The 20,153-nt window shown below is 55.3% G+C and carries 21 protein-coding genes; 8 read left to right on the forward strand and 13 right to left on the reverse strand.

What is annotated here, in order from left to right; all coding sequences use genetic code 11:
• Window positions 1-2: 2 nt before the first annotated feature.
• The 4 genes from infA to serB all read right to left on the reverse strand — a co-directional run bounded on the left by infA (window position 3) and on the right by serB (window position 2,995).
• Window positions 3-239: a translation initiation factor IF-1 gene (gene infA / locus ACT6RZ_RS06290; RefSeq protein ID WP_444701292.1), complete on the reverse strand. Its 237-nt coding sequence runs from the start codon at window positions 237-239 to the stop codon at window positions 3-5.
• Window positions 240-319: 80 nt separating this feature from the next.
• Window positions 320-526, reverse strand: a complete 207-nt coding sequence (locus ACT6RZ_RS06295) for a cold-shock protein (protein WP_379056537.1) — start codon at window positions 524-526, stop codon at window positions 320-322.
• Window positions 527-752: 226 nt separating this feature from the next.
• Window positions 753-2,102, reverse strand: a complete 1,350-nt coding sequence (gene chrA / locus ACT6RZ_RS06300) for a chromate efflux transporter (RefSeq protein WP_444701293.1) — start codon at window positions 2,100-2,102, stop codon at window positions 753-755.
• A 53-nt stretch (window positions 2,103-2,155) separates the two neighbouring features.
• Window positions 2,156-2,995 carry a phosphoserine phosphatase SerB gene (gene serB / locus ACT6RZ_RS06305; protein WP_444701294.1) on the reverse strand — a complete coding sequence of 280 codons (840 nt, stop codon included), beginning with the start codon at window positions 2,993-2,995 and terminating at the stop codon, window positions 2,156-2,158.
• A 185-nt stretch (window positions 2,996-3,180) separates the two neighbouring features.
• Between serB and ACT6RZ_RS06310 the strand changes: the two genes are divergently transcribed.
• The 8 genes from ACT6RZ_RS06310 (at window position 3,181) to ACT6RZ_RS06345 (ending at window position 10,284) form a co-directional block, all read left to right on the forward strand.
• Complete coding sequence (locus ACT6RZ_RS06310) at window positions 3,181-3,951, forward strand: elongation factor-1 alpha (protein WP_444701295.1); 771 nt, start codon at window positions 3,181-3,183, stop codon at window positions 3,949-3,951.
• A 122-nt stretch (window positions 3,952-4,073) separates the two neighbouring features.
• Window positions 4,074-5,243: an ADP-forming succinate--CoA ligase subunit beta gene (gene sucC / locus ACT6RZ_RS06315; protein WP_444701296.1), complete on the forward strand. Its 1,170-nt coding sequence runs from the start codon at window positions 4,074-4,076 to the stop codon at window positions 5,241-5,243.
• Window positions 5,244-5,245: 2 nt separating this feature from the next.
• The gene (sucD, locus tag ACT6RZ_RS06320; protein ID WP_444701297.1) at window positions 5,246-6,127 is read left to right on the forward strand and encodes a succinate--CoA ligase subunit alpha; all 882 of its coding nucleotides are present in this window, start codon (window positions 5,246-5,248) and stop codon (window positions 6,125-6,127) included.
• Window positions 6,128-6,143: 16 nt separating this feature from the next.
• Window positions 6,144-7,178, forward strand: coding sequence for an ankyrin repeat domain-containing protein (locus ACT6RZ_RS06325; RefSeq protein WP_444701298.1), 1,035 nt, complete (start codon window positions 6,144-6,146; stop codon window positions 7,176-7,178).
• A gap of 11 nt (window positions 7,179-7,189) precedes the next feature.
• Window positions 7,190-8,791, forward strand: coding sequence for an NAD+ synthase (locus tag ACT6RZ_RS06330; RefSeq protein ID WP_444701299.1), 1,602 nt, complete (start codon window positions 7,190-7,192; stop codon window positions 8,789-8,791).
• A gap of 86 nt (window positions 8,792-8,877) precedes the next feature.
• The gene (locus ACT6RZ_RS06335) at window positions 8,878-9,216 is read left to right on the forward strand and encodes a P-II family nitrogen regulator (protein WP_325242023.1); all 339 of its coding nucleotides are present in this window, start codon (window positions 8,878-8,880) and stop codon (window positions 9,214-9,216) included.
• 105 nt (window positions 9,217-9,321) lie between these two features.
• Window positions 9,322-9,666, forward strand: coding sequence for a DMT family protein (locus tag ACT6RZ_RS06340; RefSeq protein WP_444701300.1), 345 nt, complete (start codon window positions 9,322-9,324; stop codon window positions 9,664-9,666).
• A gap of 120 nt (window positions 9,667-9,786) precedes the next feature.
• Window positions 9,787-10,284: an FxDxF family PEP-CTERM protein gene (locus ACT6RZ_RS06345; protein WP_444701302.1), complete on the forward strand. Its 498-nt coding sequence runs from the start codon at window positions 9,787-9,789 to the stop codon at window positions 10,282-10,284.
• A 93-nt stretch (window positions 10,285-10,377) separates the two neighbouring features.
• Here ACT6RZ_RS06345 and kdsB read toward each other — a convergent pair whose 3' ends face one another.
• The 9 genes from kdsB to ACT6RZ_RS06390 all read right to left on the reverse strand — a co-directional run bounded on the left by kdsB (window position 10,378) and on the right by ACT6RZ_RS06390 (window position 19,982).
• Window positions 10,378-11,121 carry a 3-deoxy-manno-octulosonate cytidylyltransferase gene (gene kdsB / locus ACT6RZ_RS06350; protein WP_444701303.1) on the reverse strand — a complete coding sequence of 248 codons (744 nt, stop codon included), beginning with the start codon at window positions 11,119-11,121 and terminating at the stop codon, window positions 10,378-10,380.
• Between the two features lie 11 nt (window positions 11,122-11,132).
• Window positions 11,133-11,315, reverse strand: a complete 183-nt coding sequence (locus tag ACT6RZ_RS06355; RefSeq protein WP_444701304.1) for a Trm112 family protein — start codon at window positions 11,313-11,315, stop codon at window positions 11,133-11,135.
• Window positions 11,312-12,370 carry a tetraacyldisaccharide 4'-kinase gene (lpxK, locus tag ACT6RZ_RS06360; protein ID WP_444701305.1) on the reverse strand — a complete coding sequence of 353 codons (1,059 nt, stop codon included), beginning with the start codon at window positions 12,368-12,370 and terminating at the stop codon, window positions 11,312-11,314. The genes ACT6RZ_RS06355 and lpxK overlap by 4 nt, the downstream gene beginning before the upstream one ends.
• Complete coding sequence (gene msbA, locus ACT6RZ_RS06365; protein WP_444701306.1) at window positions 12,370-14,124, reverse strand: lipid A export permease/ATP-binding protein MsbA; 1,755 nt, start codon at window positions 14,122-14,124, stop codon at window positions 12,370-12,372. Before msbA ends, lpxK begins: the two co-directional genes overlap by 1 nt.
• Before the next feature lie 263 nt (window positions 14,125-14,387).
• The gene (locus ACT6RZ_RS06370; protein ID WP_444701307.1) at window positions 14,388-14,816 is read right to left on the reverse strand and encodes an ExbD/TolR family protein; all 429 of its coding nucleotides are present in this window, start codon (window positions 14,814-14,816) and stop codon (window positions 14,388-14,390) included.
• 37 nt (window positions 14,817-14,853) lie between these two features.
• Window positions 14,854-15,459, reverse strand: coding sequence for a MotA/TolQ/ExbB proton channel family protein (locus tag ACT6RZ_RS06375; protein WP_379056561.1), 606 nt, complete (start codon window positions 15,457-15,459; stop codon window positions 14,854-14,856).
• Window positions 15,460-15,543: 84 nt separating this feature from the next.
• Window positions 15,544-17,874: a DNA internalization-related competence protein ComEC/Rec2 gene (locus ACT6RZ_RS06380; RefSeq protein WP_444701308.1), complete on the reverse strand. Its 2,331-nt coding sequence runs from the start codon at window positions 17,872-17,874 to the stop codon at window positions 15,544-15,546.
• Window positions 17,875-17,974: 100 nt separating this feature from the next.
• Window positions 17,975-18,682: an ABC transporter ATP-binding protein gene (locus ACT6RZ_RS06385; protein WP_444701309.1), complete on the reverse strand. Its 708-nt coding sequence runs from the start codon at window positions 18,680-18,682 to the stop codon at window positions 17,975-17,977.
• Entirely contained in the window at window positions 18,675-19,982 is a 1,308-nt protein-coding gene (locus ACT6RZ_RS06390; RefSeq protein ID WP_379056565.1) for a lipoprotein-releasing ABC transporter permease subunit, read from the reverse strand. Before ACT6RZ_RS06390 ends, ACT6RZ_RS06385 begins: the two co-directional genes overlap by 8 nt.
• Window positions 19,983-20,153: the final 171 nt, after the last annotated feature.

The raw sequence follows: 20,153 nt of genomic DNA on the forward strand, positions 1-20,153 counted from the left end.
GGTTAAACTGGTCTTTTGGGGGGCAGATGACGGAAAGTGATACGCCCTTTTTCCATATCGTAGGGTGACATTTCTATGGTGATCTTATCGCCTGCCAGAATGCGGATCTTGTGTTTGCGCATTTTGCCGCCGGTGTATGCGATCAGCTTGTGACCATTATCCAGTGTCACGCGATAACGTGCATCGGGTAATATTTCGGTCACTGCGCCCTGCATTTCGATCAATTCTTCTTTAGCCATGCGTTTCCTTAAAATAAAAACAAAAAAGCCCGTACAAACGGGCTTTATGTGGGTGTTACTTACGTAAACACACGTAGTAATTAGGCAATGACTTGTATGTCAGATGCTTGTTTACCTTTAGGACCAGTTGTTTCTTCATAAGAAACGCGCTGATTCTCTGTCAGGCTTTTGAAACCGCCAGATTGAATTGCTGAGAAGTGAGCGAACAAATCGTCACCACCTGCATCTGGAGTAATGAAACCGAAACCTTTTGCATCGTTAAACCACTTTACAACACCTGTTGCCATTTGAATTTCCTTAAATAATGAAAGGGTTTCCCCTAATTTAGGGCGAGGGTCAAGGTAGTGGGATTAACGATAGAACCGAAAGATACACCAGAGAAAACAACAATGCTTGAACTTCGCGTGCGCACACTATGCACCTTAAACAAAACAATAGCAATGGTTATTTATCAACAGAGTGAAAATAAATCAATGCCATACTTGATTCTGGCTCAGGCAGATGGCTAAAAACCTAGCTAAACAGCCACGGTGTCAATGCGCCAGTCAAGCCGCTGGCAACGATCACCAGCGCCACATTCACCCGATATTTAAGCACCGCAAGCAGCGCCAGCAGACTCAGCACCACAGAGAACCAGTCCACGGCAGAGGCCAGGCCATGCGGCCAGTAGATATGCCAGGCAAAAAATAATGCCAGATTGAAGATCACGCCGACCACGGCGGCGGCGATCGCACTCAATGGCGCGGTCAGCCTGAGATTGCCGTGCGTGGTTTCAATGAACGGCCCACCCAGAAAAATAAACACCAGGCTAGGCAGAAAAGTAAAGAAAGTGACCAGGCTGGCTGCCACCAGGCCTGACCATCCGGCATGCCCGCTGCCGAATACTTCGGCATTCCAGCCACCGACATAAGCCACAAACGTCACCACCATGATCAGCGGGCCCGGTGTAGTTTCACCGAGTGCCAGGGCATCTATCATCTGGCCAGGCGACAGCCAGTGATATTGTTCGACTGCGCCCTGATAGACATAAGGCAATACCGCATACGCCCCGCCAAAGGTCAGCAGTGCCGCCTTGGTAAAAAACCAGCTCATCTGGGTGAACGCGCCCTGCCAGCCATATGCGCCTATCAAGGCCAGCATCACCACCAGCCACAGGCCTATGCCGCACAACATCACCCGCCTGACGCGCTGCCAGCTGAATCTGGCATGCGCAGGCGTGGGCGTGGTGTCATCTATCAATGCCGGACCATGGCCAGGCTGTGGCATACCATGTACGCCAGCGGTGTGAAAATAAGCCGGCGCATACAGGCCGCCTGCCAGGCCGGTGAGCCCTGCCGCCAGCACCAGCCATGGGAAAGGCAGTTTAAAAATAAACACAGCGATGAATGCCAGGATGGCGATAGACCATAACAAGGGGTTTTTCAAGGTTTTCATCGCCATGCGCCAGGCGGCAAACAGCACGATGGCGACCACGGCAGGCTTGATACCATGAAACACGGCGGCGACCGTAGGCAGCGAACCATAAGCCATATAAACCCAGGCCAGGCAGCACAGCATAAAAAAGGAAGGCAGGAAAAACAGGATGCCGGCCACCAGGCCGCCAACGGTGCGGTGCATCAGCCAGCCGATATAAGTTGCCAGCTGCTGTGCTTCCGGGCCAGGCAACATCATGCAGTAATTCAATGCATGCAAGAAGCGGCTTTCTGATATCCAGCGTTTCTGCTCTACCAGGTCATGGTGCATGAGCGCGATCTGCCCGGCTGGCCCGCCAAAACTGATAAAGCCAAGCTTGAGCCAGTACAGACTGGCCTGTTTCAGCGTCACGCTGTCAGGGGCAGCGCCTGGTTCTCTCATCCCGCTCATGCGCCGCCTTCTCAGAAATATCTTTTATGTTTAAGTTAAAGTTCGCCTGACAGCTACATGGTCAACAGGTTGGCCACACCATCCAGCCCGACGAAATTCAATGCATATCTGGCTTGTTGCTGCACTACCGGCTTGGCATGATAGGCCACTCCCACTTCGGCGACCGACATCATTTTCAAGTCATTGGCGCCATCGCCTATGGCGATGGTCTGTGTGGCGCTCAAGCCGAGCTGGTCACGCAGTTTGATCAACTCGTCCGCCTTGCGCTGCGCATCGACGATCTCGCCCAGCACTTGCCCGGTCAACTGGCCGTCTACGATCTCCAGGGTGTTGGAAACGGCGTAATCCAGCCCCAGCACCTGTTGCACATGGTTGGCAAACACGGTAAAACCGCCGGATACCACCATGGTTTTAATACCATGCTGTTTGCAGGTCGCTATCCAGTCCTGCACTCCCGGGTTATAACGCAGGCGCTCTTCTATCACTTGCTGCAAGGCTTGCTCCGGCAGGCCTTTGAGCAAGGCCACCCGTTTACGCAGGCTGGCAGAAAAATCCAGCTCGCCACGCATGGCGGCTTCGGTGATCTCGGCCACCTGTGGCTTGATATTCATCATGTCGGCGATCTCATCTATGCATTCGATAGAGATCAGGGTGGAATCCATATCCATCACACACAGTCCGAATTTTTGCAGCCGGTGGGCATCGGCGACCAGTGCGCAATCTATCTGCTCGCTGGCGCAAAACGCTTTTACCTCCAGGTATGCATCTTCGGCCACCGGCAGGTAATAAGCATGTTCAGCCACCTGGGCGAACTGGGTATAGCCGCCGACCAGGCCGTGGATATGCGTGAGATGAGCCATGCTGATGGCAGGCCCTTGAACCACTAAGCGCATGATAAAACCTACTGGAATTGAAAGGCTGGATTATACCAGCGTAAGCCGCAATGCTTGATTTGTCAGCGTGAAGGAATATTTCTGTTTTAGGATTTTCCTGGGCGGTGGTATGCTTGCCAAAAATCAAACAATCACGTTTAAACTTTTCTATTCAGATCATTTAAATCAGACTACTAGGAAACGTAATGAAACAAGAGTCTCAAACATTACCATGGCTGAACCTGCCTAATCTACCATTACCGCTGAAAGCGCTGTTTATCGGATATTTGCTGGTGGTAGGCGTAGGCTTGTGTATGGCCGGTTTGCAGATCATGCTCACCCACGGCATGGCGGACGGTAAATTCGGTTTATCCGTCAACGACATCGTCTATAGCTATTATGGTGACCGTAGCGGCACCAAACTGGCGAGCAAGCTGAATGGTTCCATGTCTGACAAGGCACCGCTGGAAGTGCGTCAGGACATTATCAAATGGGCGCAGCAAGGCGCTCCGCAAGACCAGTGGGAATCACATTACAAACCTATTTTTGCCCAGCACTGTGTCATGTGCCACAGCAATATTCCCGGCATCCCCGACTTCACCAAGTATGAAGAGGTGAAAGCCCGCGCCGAAGTCAACGAAGGCGCCACCATCAGCGGCCTGACCCGGGTGTCGCATATCCACTTGTTCGGCATCAGCTTTATCTTCTTTTTTATCGGCCTGATCTTCAGCTTTGCCGTGAATGTGCCAAAAACCGCCAAAGTGATCGCCATCGGTTTCCCGTTCGCGTTTTTGATCGCTGACGTGATGTCGTGGTGGCTGACCAAATGGTCACCGCATTTTGCCTGGCTGACCATCATAGGCGGCATGGGCTATAGCCTGGCTTCCACCTATATGTGGGTCATCAGCATGTACCAGATGCTGATTCTGTCGCGCAACGGCAAAGTCTATGGCAATGCCTGGGCGCAAGACCTGTAAGCTGCCACACGGCACAGCCAGTAAAAAAACCGCAGTTAGCTGCGGTTTTTTTGTTTGCAGCCTAGCTTTGAATGGGCATTTGCGCCAAAATGGCAGCTTAATCACAAAAACAGTTTATTTTCATGAATCTGCACGAATATCAGGCTAAACAATTACTGCAAAAGTACGGTTTAGTCACCCCAGCCGGTCTGGTTGTCCAATCCGAAGAAGCCGCTGCAGCCGCCACCAAAGAACTGGGCGGTGAAGCCTGGGTGGTCAAGGCGCAAGTGCATGCCGGCGGCCGTGGCAAGGCCGGTGGCGTCAAGGTGGTGAGATCGGCGCTAGAAGCACAGACAGTGGCGGGCGGCCTGCTGGGCAAACATCTGGTGACTTACCAGAATGCGCCTGACGGCCAGCCTGTGCACCAGGTGCTGGTAGAGCAAACCTTGCCTATCGCGCGTGAACTGTATCTTTCCATGCTGGTAGACCGCAGCCTGGAACGCGTGGTCATGGTCGCCTCCAGCGCAGGCGGTATGGATATCGAAGAGATCGCGGCCACGCAGCCGGACCAGATCCTGCAGGAAGTCTGTGACCCGCTGAATGGCCTGGTGGATTACCAGGCCCGCAACCTGGCCTTTGGCCTGGGCTTGAGTGGCGAGCAGATCGCGGCGTTCAGCAAGCTGGCTAAAGGCTTGTACAAACTGTTCAAGGATAATGATTTATCTTTGCTCGAGATCAACCCGCTGGTGGTCACCACTGAAGGAAAACTGGTGGCACTGGACTGCAAGATGACGGTGGATGATAACGCGCTGTACCGGCAAAAACCGTTTGCCGAGATCCGCGACTGGTCGCAGGACGACGACAAGGAAGCCGAAGCGCACCACAGTGGCCTGAATTACATCGCCCTCAACGGCAATATCGGCTGTATGGTCAATGGTGCCGGCCTGGCCATGGCGACCATGGACCTGATCAAACTGCATGGCGGCATGCCGGCCAATTTCCTCGATGTCGGTGGTGGTGCGACAGCGGAGACCGTGACCAAGGCATTCAAGATCATTCTGGCCGACCAGAACGTGAAAGCCATCCTGGTCAATATTTTTGGCGGCATCATGCGTTGCGACATCATCGCCACCGGCATCATCACCGCGGTGAAAGAAGTCGGCATGACTATCCCGGTGATCGTGCGCCTGGAAGGCACCAATGTGGAACTGGGCAAACAGATGCTGCGTGAAAGCGGCTTGAATATCATTTCGGCAGATGGCCTGACCGACGGGGCCAAACAGGCCGTTAAAGCAGTGAGCGAAGGTGTGTAGTCATGTCTATCCTAGTCAATAAAAATACCAGAGTATTGTGCCAGGGCTTTACCGGCAAACAGGGTACTTTCCACTCCGAACAGGCGCTGGCTTATGGCACGCACATGGTCGGTGGCGTGACACCAGGCAAAGGCGGCCAGCAGCATTTGCAGCTGCCGGTGTTCAACACCATGCGTGTCGCCGTGCAAGAGACCCAGGCCAATGCCAGCGTGATTTACGTACCGCCGCCATTTGCCGCCGACTCTATCCTGGAAGCGGCCGATGCCGGCATAGAGCTCATCGTTTGTATCACTGAAGGTATCCCGGTACTGGATATGCTGAACGTGAAAGCCGCCCTGCGCGCCAATGGCACCAGGCTGATAGGCCCCAACTGCCCCGGTGTCATCACGCCGGACGAATGCAAGATAGGCATCATGCCTGGCTTCATACACAAACGTGGCAAAGTCGGTGTGGTTTCCCGTTCTGGCACGCTGACCTATGAAGCCGTGCATCAAACCTCTGCGCTGGGCCTGGGTCAAACCACCTGTGTCGGCATAGGTGGTGACCCGATCAAAGGCCTTAACTTCATTGATTGCCTGGAACTGTTCCAGAACGACCCTGAAACTGAAGCCATCATCATGGTCGGCGAGATCGGCGGCAGCGATGAGGAAGCGGCGGCCGACTTTATCAAACACCATGTCACCAAACCAGTGGCTGCCTACATTGCCGGCTTGACCGCGCCTAAAGGCAAGCGCATGGGCCATGCCGGTGCCATCATCTCCGGCGGCTCCGGCCGCGCCGAAGACAAGATCGCCGCCCTGGAATCTGCAGGCTGTGTCGTTGCCGATTCGCCAGCCGGTCTGGGTGAGGCAGTACTGGCAGCCATCCAGCGTGCTGCAAAATAAATTGTTAGGAGACAGCATGAAGCGTATCCCCAGTACAACATCCTGTTCTGGCCTGTGGCTATGTGCTGCTTTGTTGCTGGGGCTATGCCTGAATGCGCAGGCGGCAAGCAAGCACAAAAACAAAGCAGCGCCTGAAGCCGCGGCCACCGAGAAAGCCAGTGCTGACGGCGGCGCAGATATCTCTTACCTGCTGATCGCCTCCTCCAAAGGCGATATCACCACGGTAAAAGCCCTGCTGAAAAGCGGTGCCAACCCGAATGTGACCGATGGCGAAAAAATCACGCCGCTGATGTATGCCGCGCGCAAAAACCAGGCAGAAGTCATACGCGCCCTGCTCGAAAGCGGTGCCGACATCAATGCCAAAGACCAGGGTGGCTGGACGGCGCTGATGTTCGCCGCCAAGAAGAACAACCTCGACGCCGTTAAAGTGCTGCTGGATAAAGGTAGCGATGTCAAAGTACGTGACCCGGATGGCTGGAGTGCGCTGGGCCTGGCTGCCACTTCCGGCTATAGCGAGATCGTCGGCCTGATCATTGCCAAAGGTTTTGACGCCAATGTACGCGCCAGCGATGGCAAAACGGTGCTGATGTATGCAGCCAAAAGTGGCAACGTGCCTACCATCACCGCTATCCTCAAAAATGGCGCCGACCCTAACCTGAAAGACAAACTGGGCACCACCGCCCTGATGATCGCAGCCAGAGAAGGCTTTACACCTGCGGTGACCACCTTGCTGGAGCATGGTGCGAAGATAGATGAAGAAGACGAACATGAATGGACAGCCCTGACCTGGGCCGTGAAAAAAGACCAGAAAGAAGTGGCCACCGCCCTGCTGGAACGCAAGGCGGATATAGACCATGAGGATAGCGAAGGCACACCGCTGTTGCATCTGGCGGTCAGCAACAACTCCCCGGACATGGCAGACCTGCTGATCAAACACGGCGCGGATGTTAAAACCCGTGACCAGTATGGCCTGACGGCTTATGTTTATGCACTCAAGGCGCAAAACCCGGCCATGGTCGAACTGATCAAAGCCGCGGGTGGTAAATACTGAATGACTGCCGCATGAAACTCGCCATTGCCCAAATGAACAGCATGGTCGGTGCCATGCAGAAAAATGCCGAACGCATACTGGAACTGGCCAACCAGGCCTATCAGGCAGGCGCCCGCCTGTTGCTGACACCCGAGCTCTCGCTGTGCGGCTACCCACCCGAAGATCTACTGTTCAGGCAAGATTTTTACGCAGCCAACCAGCGCGCATTAATCTGGCTGCAACAGCAGCTGCCAGCTGACCTGGCTGTGCTGGTCGGTCACCCGCATGAAATCGCCGGCAAACGCTATAACGCCGCTACGCTGATACACTCAGGCCGTATCCAGGCGACTTATCATAAACACCACCTGCCCAACTATAACGTGTTTGATGAAGAACGTTATTTTGTCGCTGGCGATCTACCGCTGGTGTTTGAATGGCAAGGCACCCGCTACGGCGTGCTGATCTGTGCCGACATCTGGGAACCCGCACCTGCGCTGCAGGCCTTGCAGGCCAATGCCCAGGTGCTGCTGGTGATCAATGCCTCTCCCTACCATCTAAACAAGCAGCAGACGCGTTACCAGGTGCTGCGTGAGCGCATCCGCGAGACCGGCCTGCCTGTCATCTATGCCAATATGGTGGGCGGGCAAGATGAACTGGTGTTTGATGGCGGCTCATTCGCCATGAACAGTCAGGGCGAACTGACGCAGGAATTGCCCATGTTTGAGGACTGCCTGGGCTATTTGACGCTGGCACAGCAACAACCAGTGCCCGCGGCCACCTGCGTGCACCCATCGCTGGAGGCGACTGTCTACCAGGCCTTGCAGCTGGGCCTGAAAGATTACGTGAATAAAAACCGCTTCCCCAGTGTGGTACTGGGTCTGTCCGGCGGCATAGATTCGGCCCTGACCCTGGCTATCGCCGTCGATGCCCTGGGCAAAGAGCGCGTGAAAGCGGTGATGATGCCATCAGAATTCACCGCCGATATCAGCATTCAGGACGCCGCCGACATGGCCAGGCTGCTGGATGTCGAATACAGTGTATTACCGATCAAACCCTTGTTTAACGGCTTTTGCGCAACCCTGGCTGATGAGTTCAGCGGCAAGGCATTTGATACCACAGAAGAAAACCTGCAGGCGCGTATCCGTGGCATGTTGCTGATGGCCATCAGTAATAAATTTGGCCACCTGGTCATCACCACCGGCAACAAATCAGAGACTGCTGTCGGTTACAGCACGCTGTACGGCGATATGGCAGGCGGTTTTGCCCTGATCAAGGATGTGCCTAAAACGCTGGTGTACAAGCTGGCAAACTACCGCAACAGCCTGGGCCAGGTGATCCCGCAGCGTATCATCACCCGCCCGCCCAGTGCCGAATTGCGCGCAGACCAGACCGACCAGGACAGCCTGCCCGCCTATGAGATACTCGATGCCATCATGGAAGCCTATGTGGAAAAAGACCTGGGTATAGAAAGCATCATACAAAAGGGCTTTAGCCGCGCAGACGTTGAGCGCGTCACCCGGCTGATAGACCGTAACGAATACAAACGCAGACAGGCGGCAGTGGGTGTGCGCATCACCGAACGTGGCTTTGGTAAAGACCGCCGCTACCCTATCACCTGTCAGCTGACATTTTGAACACCTTTGCCTATTTGGCCGCTGCGGCATTTGAATTAACAGCAGTGGTTGCGTAGAATGTTTTAAAAGTTAACCACGGAGCACATATGAAAAAACTTGAAGCCGTCATTAAACCATTCAAACTCGATGAAGTACGCGAGGCCTTGTCAGCGATTGGTGTCAACGGACTCACCGTGACAGAAGTCAAAGGCTTTGGTCGCCAGAAAGGCCATACCGAGCTTTACCGTGGTGCAGAATACGTGGTGGACTTTTTACCCAAGATCAAAGTAGAAGTGGTGCTGGCAGAAAACATGCTGGATAACGCGATCGAAGCCATTATCAAGGCAGCACACACCGGCAAGATCGGTGATGGCAAGATCTTTGTCACCTCAGTCGAGCAAGTGATCCGTATCAGAACCGGCGAGACTGGCGAAGCAGCCATCTAAGGCTCGTTATTCGGGTTCACTATTTGGGTCTAGTATTGATCCGCATGTCCGCTATGGCAACTTGCACACCGGGTTGCCATTCTTCTCACACCACCAGGAAGACCAATGAGTTTTACACTGCTTAAAACCATTGCATTACTCAGCATCTCCAACCTGTTCATGCTGTTTGCCTGGTATGGTCACCTTAAAAATCTCAGCAGCAAACCCTGGATCATTGCGGCACTGATCAGCTGGGGTATCGCACTGATCGAATACCTGTTTCAGGTACCCGCCAACCGCATAGGTTACACCCAGTTCAACCTGGCACAACTCAAGATACTGCAGGAAGTGATCACACTGGTCATCTTTGTGCCGTTTGCCATCTTCTATATGCAACAGCCACTGAAATGGGATTACCTGTGGGCAGGCTTGTGCATACTGGGCGCGGTGTATTTTATTTTTCGCACCTGACTTTCCTGTTCGCCCCCCAGGGAGCCTGTAGGGCCTGAACGGGCTATTTCCTTTCATAGTCCGCATCATTATGATTGCCACATTAACAAATCCAATAAACCACGTTAATCAGGGACACATATGATGAAAAATTTACTTGCCGCCGCTTTGCTGTTAGCCAGCTCTTCCGCTTTTGCCACCACCACTTACTTTGATGGCTATGACAAGCCAGGTAACGGCAACGCAAACACCACAAAGATCAGCATCTCCTACACTGCAGGTAGTTTTGACCTGTCTGGCGAGGTAGACCCGACCTCATGGCTGACATGGATACAGGACAAAAACTCCGGCCTGTATCTGGAAGGCAACCTGATCAGCGATAAAGGCGATACATACACCTGGTCACCTGTTATCTCACTGACTGACATCGACCCAACCGTGTGGACATTCAATTTCTCAAATCTGGCTGCCGGTAATTACACTTTGCAGTTCAACCTGGCGGGTGGCGGCCACTACACTGGTAGCTACGCGATCTCAGCAGTGACCACTGCTGTGCCAGAACCAGAAACTTACGGCATGATGCTGTTCGGCCTGGGCTTGATGGGCACCATCGCTGTGCGCCGCCAGAAAAACCGCTAATCAACACTAGCGCAGCTGCAAAAAAAGCCTCATTTTCATGAGGCTTTTTTATTTTCTGCGGCTTAAGCATGCGGGCTTAAGCAAGCGGCTGCATCATGCTGTGCGGGAGAAGATCTCGCGCACTGCTGCCAGGTCGGCGGATGTATCCACGCCGGTGGCGGGGGCATGGTCTGTCACGGTGACGGCGATCTGGTAGCCGTGGTACAGCACACGCAGCTGCTCCAGGCTCTCTATCTGTTCCAGACTGGTCACCGGCAGGCTGGCATAACGCTTGAGAAAACCGACGCGATAAGCATAAATGCCTATGTGCCGGTGCGCGACCAGGCGGTCTTTATGCTCGGCATCGCGTGGATACGGGATAGGCGCACGACTGAAATACAGCGCCTGCCCGCTGGCGTTGAGCACGACTTTGACCACATTGGGGTTTTCAAACATCTCCAGCTCATGGATAGGATGACAGGCCGTCGCCATGACGGCCTGGCTATCTTTGCGCAAAGCCTGCGCGACTTCATTGATCAATACCGGGTCTATCAAAGGCTCGTCGCCCTGCACATTGACCACTATGGTTTCATCTGGCCAGCCCATGCTGTGCACCACTTCGGCAATGCGGTCTGTGCCTGAGGGGTGGTCCTCACGCGTCATGACCGAGGCATAGCCGTATTGCGCGGCCACCTGCAGGATAGGCGCATGGTCAGTGGCGATCACCACTTCGCTCGCCTGGCTCTTGCCGGCCTGCACCGCCACCTGAATCACCATGGGCTTACCGGCGATATCCAGCAGCGGCTTGCCTGGCAGGCGGCTGCTGGCGAAACGGGCAGGGATCACGACTTTGAACATATGCGCCTGCCCTACTCGCTGTACTCGTGTTCTTCCAGCCGGCGCGCTTCATCTTCCAGCATGACGGGAATGCCGTCGCGCACCGGATAAGCCAGGCGGGCCGATCTCGAGATCAGTTCCTGTTTTTGTTTGTCATATACCAGCGGCCCTTTGGTGACCGGGCACACCAGGATTTCCAGTAACTTGGGATTCATTTCCTATTTCCTTCGCGTTGTTTTAGCAGACTGATCACGCAATCTGCGAATATTTGCCTATGCACTAGCGGTTTTAACTCGGCACTCACTGGTAAAAACCAGGCATCGCTTAAAGCCAGATGCCTGCATTTTACGGCATCTTTCTCGGTCATCAGTATGGTTTTAGCAGACCAGTCCATAAAATCCGCCTGCGTGTAAGCATGGTGATCGGCAAATACTTTTGTTTCACAGTCCAGCCCCTGGGCCTGCAGGGTCTGGAAAAAGCGTTGCGGATGACCGATGCCGGCGATCGCCAGTAATGGCCTCGTCTGTAACGCTGCGACGCCGATGTGGCTGGAAAAATCAGACAGCGAGGTCCACTGCCCCAGCTGCAAACACTGCTGAAAGGCTGGGACCTGTATATCAGCTACAAGCACCTGGCTGTCAGCTGCTGGCAGTTGCCCGCTTTCCACCAGTTGCCCGCTCTCAACCAGCAGGTCCACCGTTTGCAGGCGGCTTAAAGGCTCACGCAATGGCCCGGCGGGTAGCAAACGACCATTGCCCAGACCATGCGGGCGGCTGACCACCGCGATTTCAATATCCCGCTGCAAGGCATAATGCTGCAAGCCATCATCGCAAATCAATACATCGGTTTCAGGATACGCCTGTAACAAAGCGTGGCCAGCGACTGCGCGAGATGCATGTACCCACACCGGGCTGCCACTGCGTTGCGCGATCAGCACCGGCTCATCGCCATACAGCGCAGGCGCACTGTCCGGGCTGACTGCACCAGTCTGACTGCCGCCATAGCCACGACTTAAAATACCTGGAGAATAACCGGCCGCACGCAATGCCTGGGCCAGATGGATCACCAGCGGCGTTTTACCGACGCCACCGACTGAAATATTGCCGACCACGATCACCGGCACCGGCAAGCGGCTGCTGGCTAACACCCGGCAGCGATACAGCGTGCGACGTAAGGCCGCCAGGCTTGCAAACAGCCAGGCTAATGGCAAAAGCAGGCATTGCGCCCACCCTTGGTATTGCCATTGCCGCTCAAACCATGACTGCCACATCAGTCGTCTTGAAACTCTTTGTGATACAGCTTGTTGTAATAGCCATTGAGCGCCAGCAATTCTTTGTGCGAGCCGCTCTCTATGATCTTGCCGTGATCCATCACCAGTATGCGGTCGGCGTTCTCCACCGTGCTCAGGCGGTGTGCGATCACTATGGTGGTGCGGTTTTGCATCAGCCTGTCCAGGGCGTTCTGCACATGCAGTTCAGATTCGCTATCCAGAGCAGAAGTCGCTTCATCCAGCAGCAATATCGGTGCATTCTTGAGAATGGCACGCGCGATCGCAATGCGTTGCCGCTGGCCGCCGGACAAGCGCACACCACGGTCGCCTATCTCGCTTTGCAAGCCCAGAGGCATCTGCTGGATAAACTCCCAGGCATTGGCGGCTTTGGCGGCGTCTATCACCTCGGCTTCGCTGGCATTGCGCAAGGCACCATAAGCAATATTGTTGAACAGCGTATCGTTAAACAGCACGATATCCTGGCTCACCAGTGAAAACTGCGCGCGCAGGCTTTCCAGCTGGTAGTCACGCACATTGACGCCATCCAGTAATACTGCGCCTTCCTGTACTTCATAAAAGCGCGGCAATAGATTCACCAGCGTGGTTTTACCACTGCCTGAACGGCCTACCAGTGCGACTTTCTCGCCGGCACTGACTTCAAAACTCAGCTGGCTTAAAGCACTGCTCTTGGCCTGCGGGTAACGCACGGTCACCGCTTTAAAAGCCAGCTCGCCGCGTGCATGTTCCAGACGGTAGCTGCCACTCTCGTGCTCATTGTCCAGGTCCATCAGCTCAAACACACTTTGCGCAGCCGCCAGCCCGACTTGCACGTCTTCATTGGCGGCAGTGATATGTTTGATAGGTGCGATCAGCATCAGCAAGGCGCCTATAAAAGCCGCAAACTCGCCGACTGTGAACTGACCCAGGGCGTAATACACCACCAGCCCCAAGGCCAGCGCCGAAAGGATCTCGATCACAAAACTATTCAGGCCAGAGATCCTGGCGGTGCGCAACTCTAGCGTGCGGTTCTTGGCCACCACATTGGCAAAACGCTCATTCTCAAACGCCTGCGCACCAAATATCTTGACGATACGCTGCGCTGAGATCGCTTCTTCAGCGGTTTTGGTGATCTCGCCTACCGCCTCCTGCACCTTTTTGGCATTGGCGCGCAATTTGGGCGTAGACCTGGCCAGGTACATGCCCATGATAGGCGCCACTGCCGCAAAAACCAGCGTCAGTTTCCAGTCCAGGTAAATCATGTATGCCACCAGACCTATCACCGTCAGCACATCGCGCAACACATTCAAGGCCGAGCGGGTCACCACATTGGAAAGGCGCTCGATGTCATAGGTCAGTTTGGAAACCAGCAAGCCATTGGAGTTGGCATCAAAAAAACTCACCGGCAGCATCAGCAGCTTGGAGAACACCTGGTTACGCAGTTTTTCCACCACCCGGCGGGCAACGATACGCAAACTGTAAGAAGAAAAGAAACCGGCCAGCGCGCGCACCGTCATCAAGCCGAACAGCAGTAACGGCAGCCCGAATTTCTGTTGCGAGGATTGTTTGACAAAGCCCTCATCCGTGATCTCTTTGATCAGGGCGAGGAAGGCGGTATTGCTGGAGGACAGGATGGCAGTGGCGATCATGGACACCAGGAAATGCATCTTGTATTCCCAGGCATAGGCGATCAGCCGTTTATACAGCTTGCCGGGATTAACGATTTTATTCTGCTCAGATCTCTGTTTGCGGGCCATGCCACTTCTCGGGAAAACGATTAAGGAAACACAGAACCAGTGTTTATCTGCGTACAGGCCGCTTTATGCGGGGCTGGTGATCTGGCGGCAGCTCACGATGTTACGTGCGCCCCGCCACTGATCACGCGTTGACACTGGGCTTATGTTTCCTAAACAAATAGCCCGCCAAAATGACGGGCCTGTTAACGGGGTTTGTCACAAAATACCTGGGCACCAACATAGCAGAGCACATGGTTCAGGCGACACAATAGACCTGAACTCGGCTAGTTAGCATTCACCTGGGTGGCGAAAGTGATATGGGTGTAATTCGCCAGGCGTGATGCTTCCATAATATTGATCACAGACTGATGCGTAGCCTTGGCATCTGCATTGATGATAATGGTAGGCTCTTTACCCGCTGGCCCCTTGGCGCCGGCCTGCGCCAGAGCGCTGGACAATTCGGACACCACTGCGCCATTGGCTTCTTTGCCATTCACCAGGTAACGGCCATTGGCATCCACTTCAACGGTGATGGTCAATGGTTTTTCCTGTGGCGAACTGGCATCTGCAGTCGGCAAATTGATCTGCAGTTCGCTGGTCCGTGAAAAAGTGGCACTGACGATCAGGAAAATAATGATCACCAGCAACACATCGATCAGTGGAATAAAGTTGATCTCCAACTCTTCGTCGCGAACACCACGCTTGAAATTCATAGTTTGCCTTAAACCTTAATTGCGACCTAGTTGAGACCTAATTACGGTCGCCGTGAATGATCTCGACCAGCTTGATCGCCTGCTGCTCCATATCCACCAGAAAGCCATCCACTTTGCTGCGGAAATATCTATAGGCGATCATGGCTGGCACCGCCACCACGATACCGGCGGCCGTGTTGTAGAGTGCGACTGAAATACCACGGGCGAACTGGGCGACATCGTGGCCGCTATTGGTGAATGAACCAAACAGTTCCACCATCCCTATCACCGTACCCAGCAAACCGAGCAATGGCGCGACCGTGGCGATGGTGCCCAGGGTAGGCAGGTATTGTTCAAGCTTGTGGGCGACTGCACGGCCGGTCTCTTCGATCGCTTCTTTGGTGATCTCGCGCGAATTGCCGATATTGGCCAGTGCGCTGGCAAACACTTTACCTAACAGGGAGTGGGCTTCGAGCCGGCTCAGGGTTTCGCGCGTCACGCCACCTTGCTTGAGCCAGTTTTGCACTTCGGGTAATAATTGATCAGGAGTGACAACCGATGCGCGCAAGGCCCAGGAACGCTCCACAATAATTGCCAGCGCAATGACGGAAGCAATAACCAGAGGCCAGATTGGCCATCCGGCCGCTAAAATGATTTCCCACACAGCAAACACTCCAGTTGTTTTTAAACTTCCGCTACTTTAGCGTTAACCAGCCCTGAGGGCAAGTTTTGTCAGGTATCGCCAGCGTTACATTTCCCAGTAATGCGGTTCGACCTGGCGCCATCGCTTCACCAGTGGCTGTTGCCCGGACAGGAAATCCATCACCACAGCCCCATCGCGGTCTGATCGCAGTATCTGCGTGTCTTGTGCCTGGTACCGCGACAGCACCTCGGCTTTGGGATGTCCGAAGCGATTCAGATAACCCACGGTGGCAATGGCGATGGCTGGTCGCGTGGCCTGCACAAAGCCGGGCGTAGAAGAGGTTTTACTGCCATGATGTGGCATGGTGATCACGCTAGCCGCCAACTGGTCCGGGGAAGCCTCGACCAGCCAGCGTTCGGCTTGCTTCTCGATATCACCGGTCAACAGCAAGCTGCCGTGCGCCGATGTCACTTTGATCACACAGCTCTGGTCATTGTCCTTTAGCCCGGCCAGTGGCTGTTTTGCCGGAGACAGCACACGAAAAGTCACGCCGTCCCATTGCCATTGCTGGCCCTGGTGGCAAGGCTGATGCGGCAGAGCCGGCGCGTTTGCAAGCGCCCGCATCTGCCGGAAAAAATCAGCCTCTGGCGTCAGTGAACTCAGCAATTGAGCGGCGGGCACCCCCGCCAGCACCGAAGCCATGCCGCCGGAGTGGTCGTTGTCATCATGCGAGATCACCGCGATATCCAGTTGACGCAGGCCCAGATGGCGCAAATAAGGCAGCACTATGCGCTGCCCGGCATCGCTTTGCGCGTTGTAAGCTGGCCCGGCGTCATACAGCATAGTGTGGTGGGCGGTCTGCACCAGCACACTGAGGCCCTGACCGATATCCAGTACCGTGACGCGCATCTGTCCTGCTTGCAGTAATGCAGGTATAGGCAGCAACATGGGCGCAGGCAATAACAAGGGAAAGCACAATAGCAGCGCGGCCCAGCGTAATGGCCAGCCACGCGGCAGCGACCAGACCAGCATGCCGGCCATCGCCAGGCACCACACCCACAGGCTGGGGGTAGGTAAATACCAGACTGCGCCCGGCCACTGGCGCAACCAGTACAGGCCATGCGCGCACCCTTGCCACAAGGTGGCAGCCAGCTGCAGTAAAAAGTCCAGTGGCAAAATGGCCCCGGCGATGGCCAGTGGCACCACCGCCAGACTGACCAGCGGAATAGCCAGGCCATTGGCCAGCGGCGAGATCAGGGAAAGCTGGTTAAACAGCAGAATCAGCAGCGGCACCAGGGCCAGCGTGATTACCCATTGTGTCTGCAGCGCATTGCGCCACCAGTGCGCGGGTCGCAAACGCCCGCCCAGCGCAAATGCCAGGATAGCCACTGCGCCGAACGATAACCAGAACCCTGCTGCCATCACCGCCCACGGGTCCAGCACCAGCACCACCCACACCGCCGCACTCAATACCCAGGCAAAAGGTACGCGCTGCTTTAAGCTCAGCATAGTCATCATGGTCAGCAGCATGAACAAGGTGCGTTGAGTGGGGATAGAGAATCCGGCCAGAGCGGCGTAGGCGATGGCGACCAGGGCTCCGCCGCTGCCTGCCGCCAACCGGGAAGGGATACGCAAAGCCCAGTCCGGGCGCAGCCGCCATAGCCAGCCTACAAACATATAGCCTAAAGACGCCAGCATGGTGATATGCAAGCCGGAGATAGAGACTAAATGATTGACGCCGGTATCGACAAACAATTGCCAGTCCGCGCGCGCTATCTGGCTATCGTCCCCTATCACCAGTGCCCTCAATACCGCACTCTGCGGCGTAGTACCCAGCACTTTTTCTATGCGCTCGCCCACGCGGGCGCGACTATAGGCGATTAAAGCGGATGGCTGCCAGACCAGTTTTTGCAACCTGCGCATGGGCGCTTTGCTGACGATAGAACCGCCAGCACCGATCTGGTTCGCCAGGCACCAGCCTGCATAATCAAAGCCGTGCGGGTTCCTGGTCGCATGTGGGCGCTTGAGCCTGACACGCCATTGCCAACGCTCGCCTGCCTGCAATTGCGGCAAGGCTGGCGACGACGCCACGGCACCGCGATACGATTGCTGGTAAAGATGTAATCTGACGCGCGGCGGCAACGGGCAGTCTGCCCTGAAACTGCGCTCTATGGCAAAGTCCACATGCTGGCCACGCGCATCGCGCTCAGGCACACCGATGATCACGCCCTGCACCGGGATGACCTGCTGTTCGCAGGCGGCGGGTAATTGTGCCTGCAAGCGATGCCAGGCGCGCAGTTGCGCCCAGGCAAAGCCGAGTGCCGCGATCAGAACAATAACAAGCAGTTTACGGAATAAACTTGAATAAGCATGCCAGCGCGCGCCGGCAGAAGCCGTGCAGTGAACCAGCAGCCAGGCCAGGGTCAAGCTCAGCAACCAGCACAACCAGACAGCCAAGGACCAAAGACGGGGTTGTTGCTGAAACAGCCAAACACCAAACAACAATGCTACGGTGGCGCCCGGCAGCATGCGTGATCTACACCGGGGTAAGCACCTGCTCGCCTGGCTGGCTGATCGCCTGCAGTGTGCCGTCTTGCAGGCGATATTGTTTGTGCATGCGTGCAGCCAGCGCCAGGTCATGTGTCACCACCACCAGCGCAGTGCCACGCTCTTCCTGTATCTTTAACAGCAGCTCGAACACATGTTCGGCTGTTTGCCGGTCCAGGTTGCCGGTAGGTTCATCGGCCAGCACGCAGCGTGGCTCGGTCACCAGCGCGCGTGCCAGTGCCGCACGTTGCCGCTCGCCCCCGGATAACTCGCCCGGCGTATGTTCCAGTCTATGGGCCAGGCCCACCAGCGTCAGATAGTATTCCGCTTGCGCCAGCGCCTGCGCACGCGGGATGCGGCGGATAAATAATGGCATGGCCACATTTTCCAGCGCACTGAATTCAGGCAGCAAATGATGAAACTGGTAAACAAAGCCCAGGTACTGGTTACGCATGGCGCTTTTTTCAACCTCGGACAGCGTCGCCAGCGGTTTGCCTAACCATTGCACTTCGCCGTGGCTAGGGGCATCCAGCCCGCCCAGCAGATGCAGCAGTGTGCTTTTACCGCTACCGGATGCGCCGACGATGGCGATATGCTCACCGGCTGCCAGGGTCAGGTCTATACCGGTCAATACCGAGGTATCCAGGCCCTGATAGGTTTTAGCCAGCCCCTGGCACTGCAAGATCAGATCACTCATAACGCAAGGCCTCCGCCGGATTCATTTTGGAAGCACGTCCACTCGGGTATAGCGTGGCCACCAGGCTCAGGAAAATGGATAGGCCGATAATGGTCGTCACATCCGACCACATCAGCTTGGAAGGCAAGTCACTGATGTAGTACACGTCTTTGGATAAGAACTGCACATTGAAAGTATGCTCTATCCAGGGCACCACTGTTTCTATATTCAGCGCCAGCAGCACGCCCAGCAATGCGCCAGAAAAAGTACCTATCACGCCTATCATGGCGCCCTGCACCACGAACATGCGCCGTATCGCCTGCGGCGTCGCCCCCATGGTGCGCAGAATGGCGATGTCGGCACGCTTGTCAGTCACCGCCATCACCAGCGTAGATACGATATTGAAGGCAGCCACTGCCACGATCAAAGCCAGGATGATGAACATCACGCGCTTTTCCAGCTGGATAGCCTTGAAGAAATTGGCATGCTGCTGGGTCCAGTCGGTAATGTAATAGTTGGGCCCCAGCGCCTGCATCAATTCACGGCTGACGCGGTCAGCGGCAAACAGGTCGGCCAGCTTCAGGCGCAAGCCAGACACCTGGTCGCCCATGCGATACAGCTTGGCCGCATCATCAAGGTGTATCAGTGCCAAGCCGGCATCATATTCATACATGCCGACCTGAAAGATACCAGTCACGGTGAATTGTTTGATACGCGGCACCAGCCCGGCCGGGGTCACCTGCCCCTGCGGCGCCATCAGCACCACTTTCTCGCCTATGCGCACACCCAGCGCCTGCGCCAGGTCGCCACCGAGCACGATATTGAATTTGCCGGCTTGCAGATCCTGCAGCTTGCCTATCTTCATCTGTGTCGATAGATCAGACACTGCGCCTTCGGCAGCAGGCAGCACACCGCGTATCAACACGCCCTGCACCGCCTGGTCGCGCGTCAGCATGCCTTGTGCCATCACATAAGGCGCCATGCCTTGCACCGGGCTGGAGAATGTGTTGGCCGGCAGGGATTTGATCTGTCCCTCTACATGCTGCCAGTCAGACAGGCCGGCATCAAAACTGCGCACCTCTATATGGGAAGCCACGCCCAGAATACGTTTGCGCAGCTCATCCTGAAAACCGTTCATAACGGACAAGACAACGATCAGGGCCATCACCCCCAGGGCGATACCCACCATACTGGTCAGTGAAATAAACGAAATAAAATGATTGTTACGCTTGGCGCGTGTATAGCGCCAGCCTATCCACAATTCATAAGGTAGCCGTTGGGCCAGCGCGTGTTTAAACGCAGAAAAAGAGGCTTTATTCATGCTCGCATGTTAACAGGTTTAAAGCGCAATTTGATCAGTCGCCAGCGCCTTATGCGCAACCTTAGCCCCTATCAGCGCGATACCAGAGTCTGCTGTCAGCCAAGTCTTACGTACAAATACAAAATCGTCCGACTGCTCTGGCTGCAGCTTGTGGCTACTATAGCTCACAGG

Source organism: Methylophilus sp. (assembly GCF_052437885.1).
Classification (GTDB): domain Bacteria; phylum Pseudomonadota; class Gammaproteobacteria; order Burkholderiales; family Methylophilaceae; genus Methylophilus.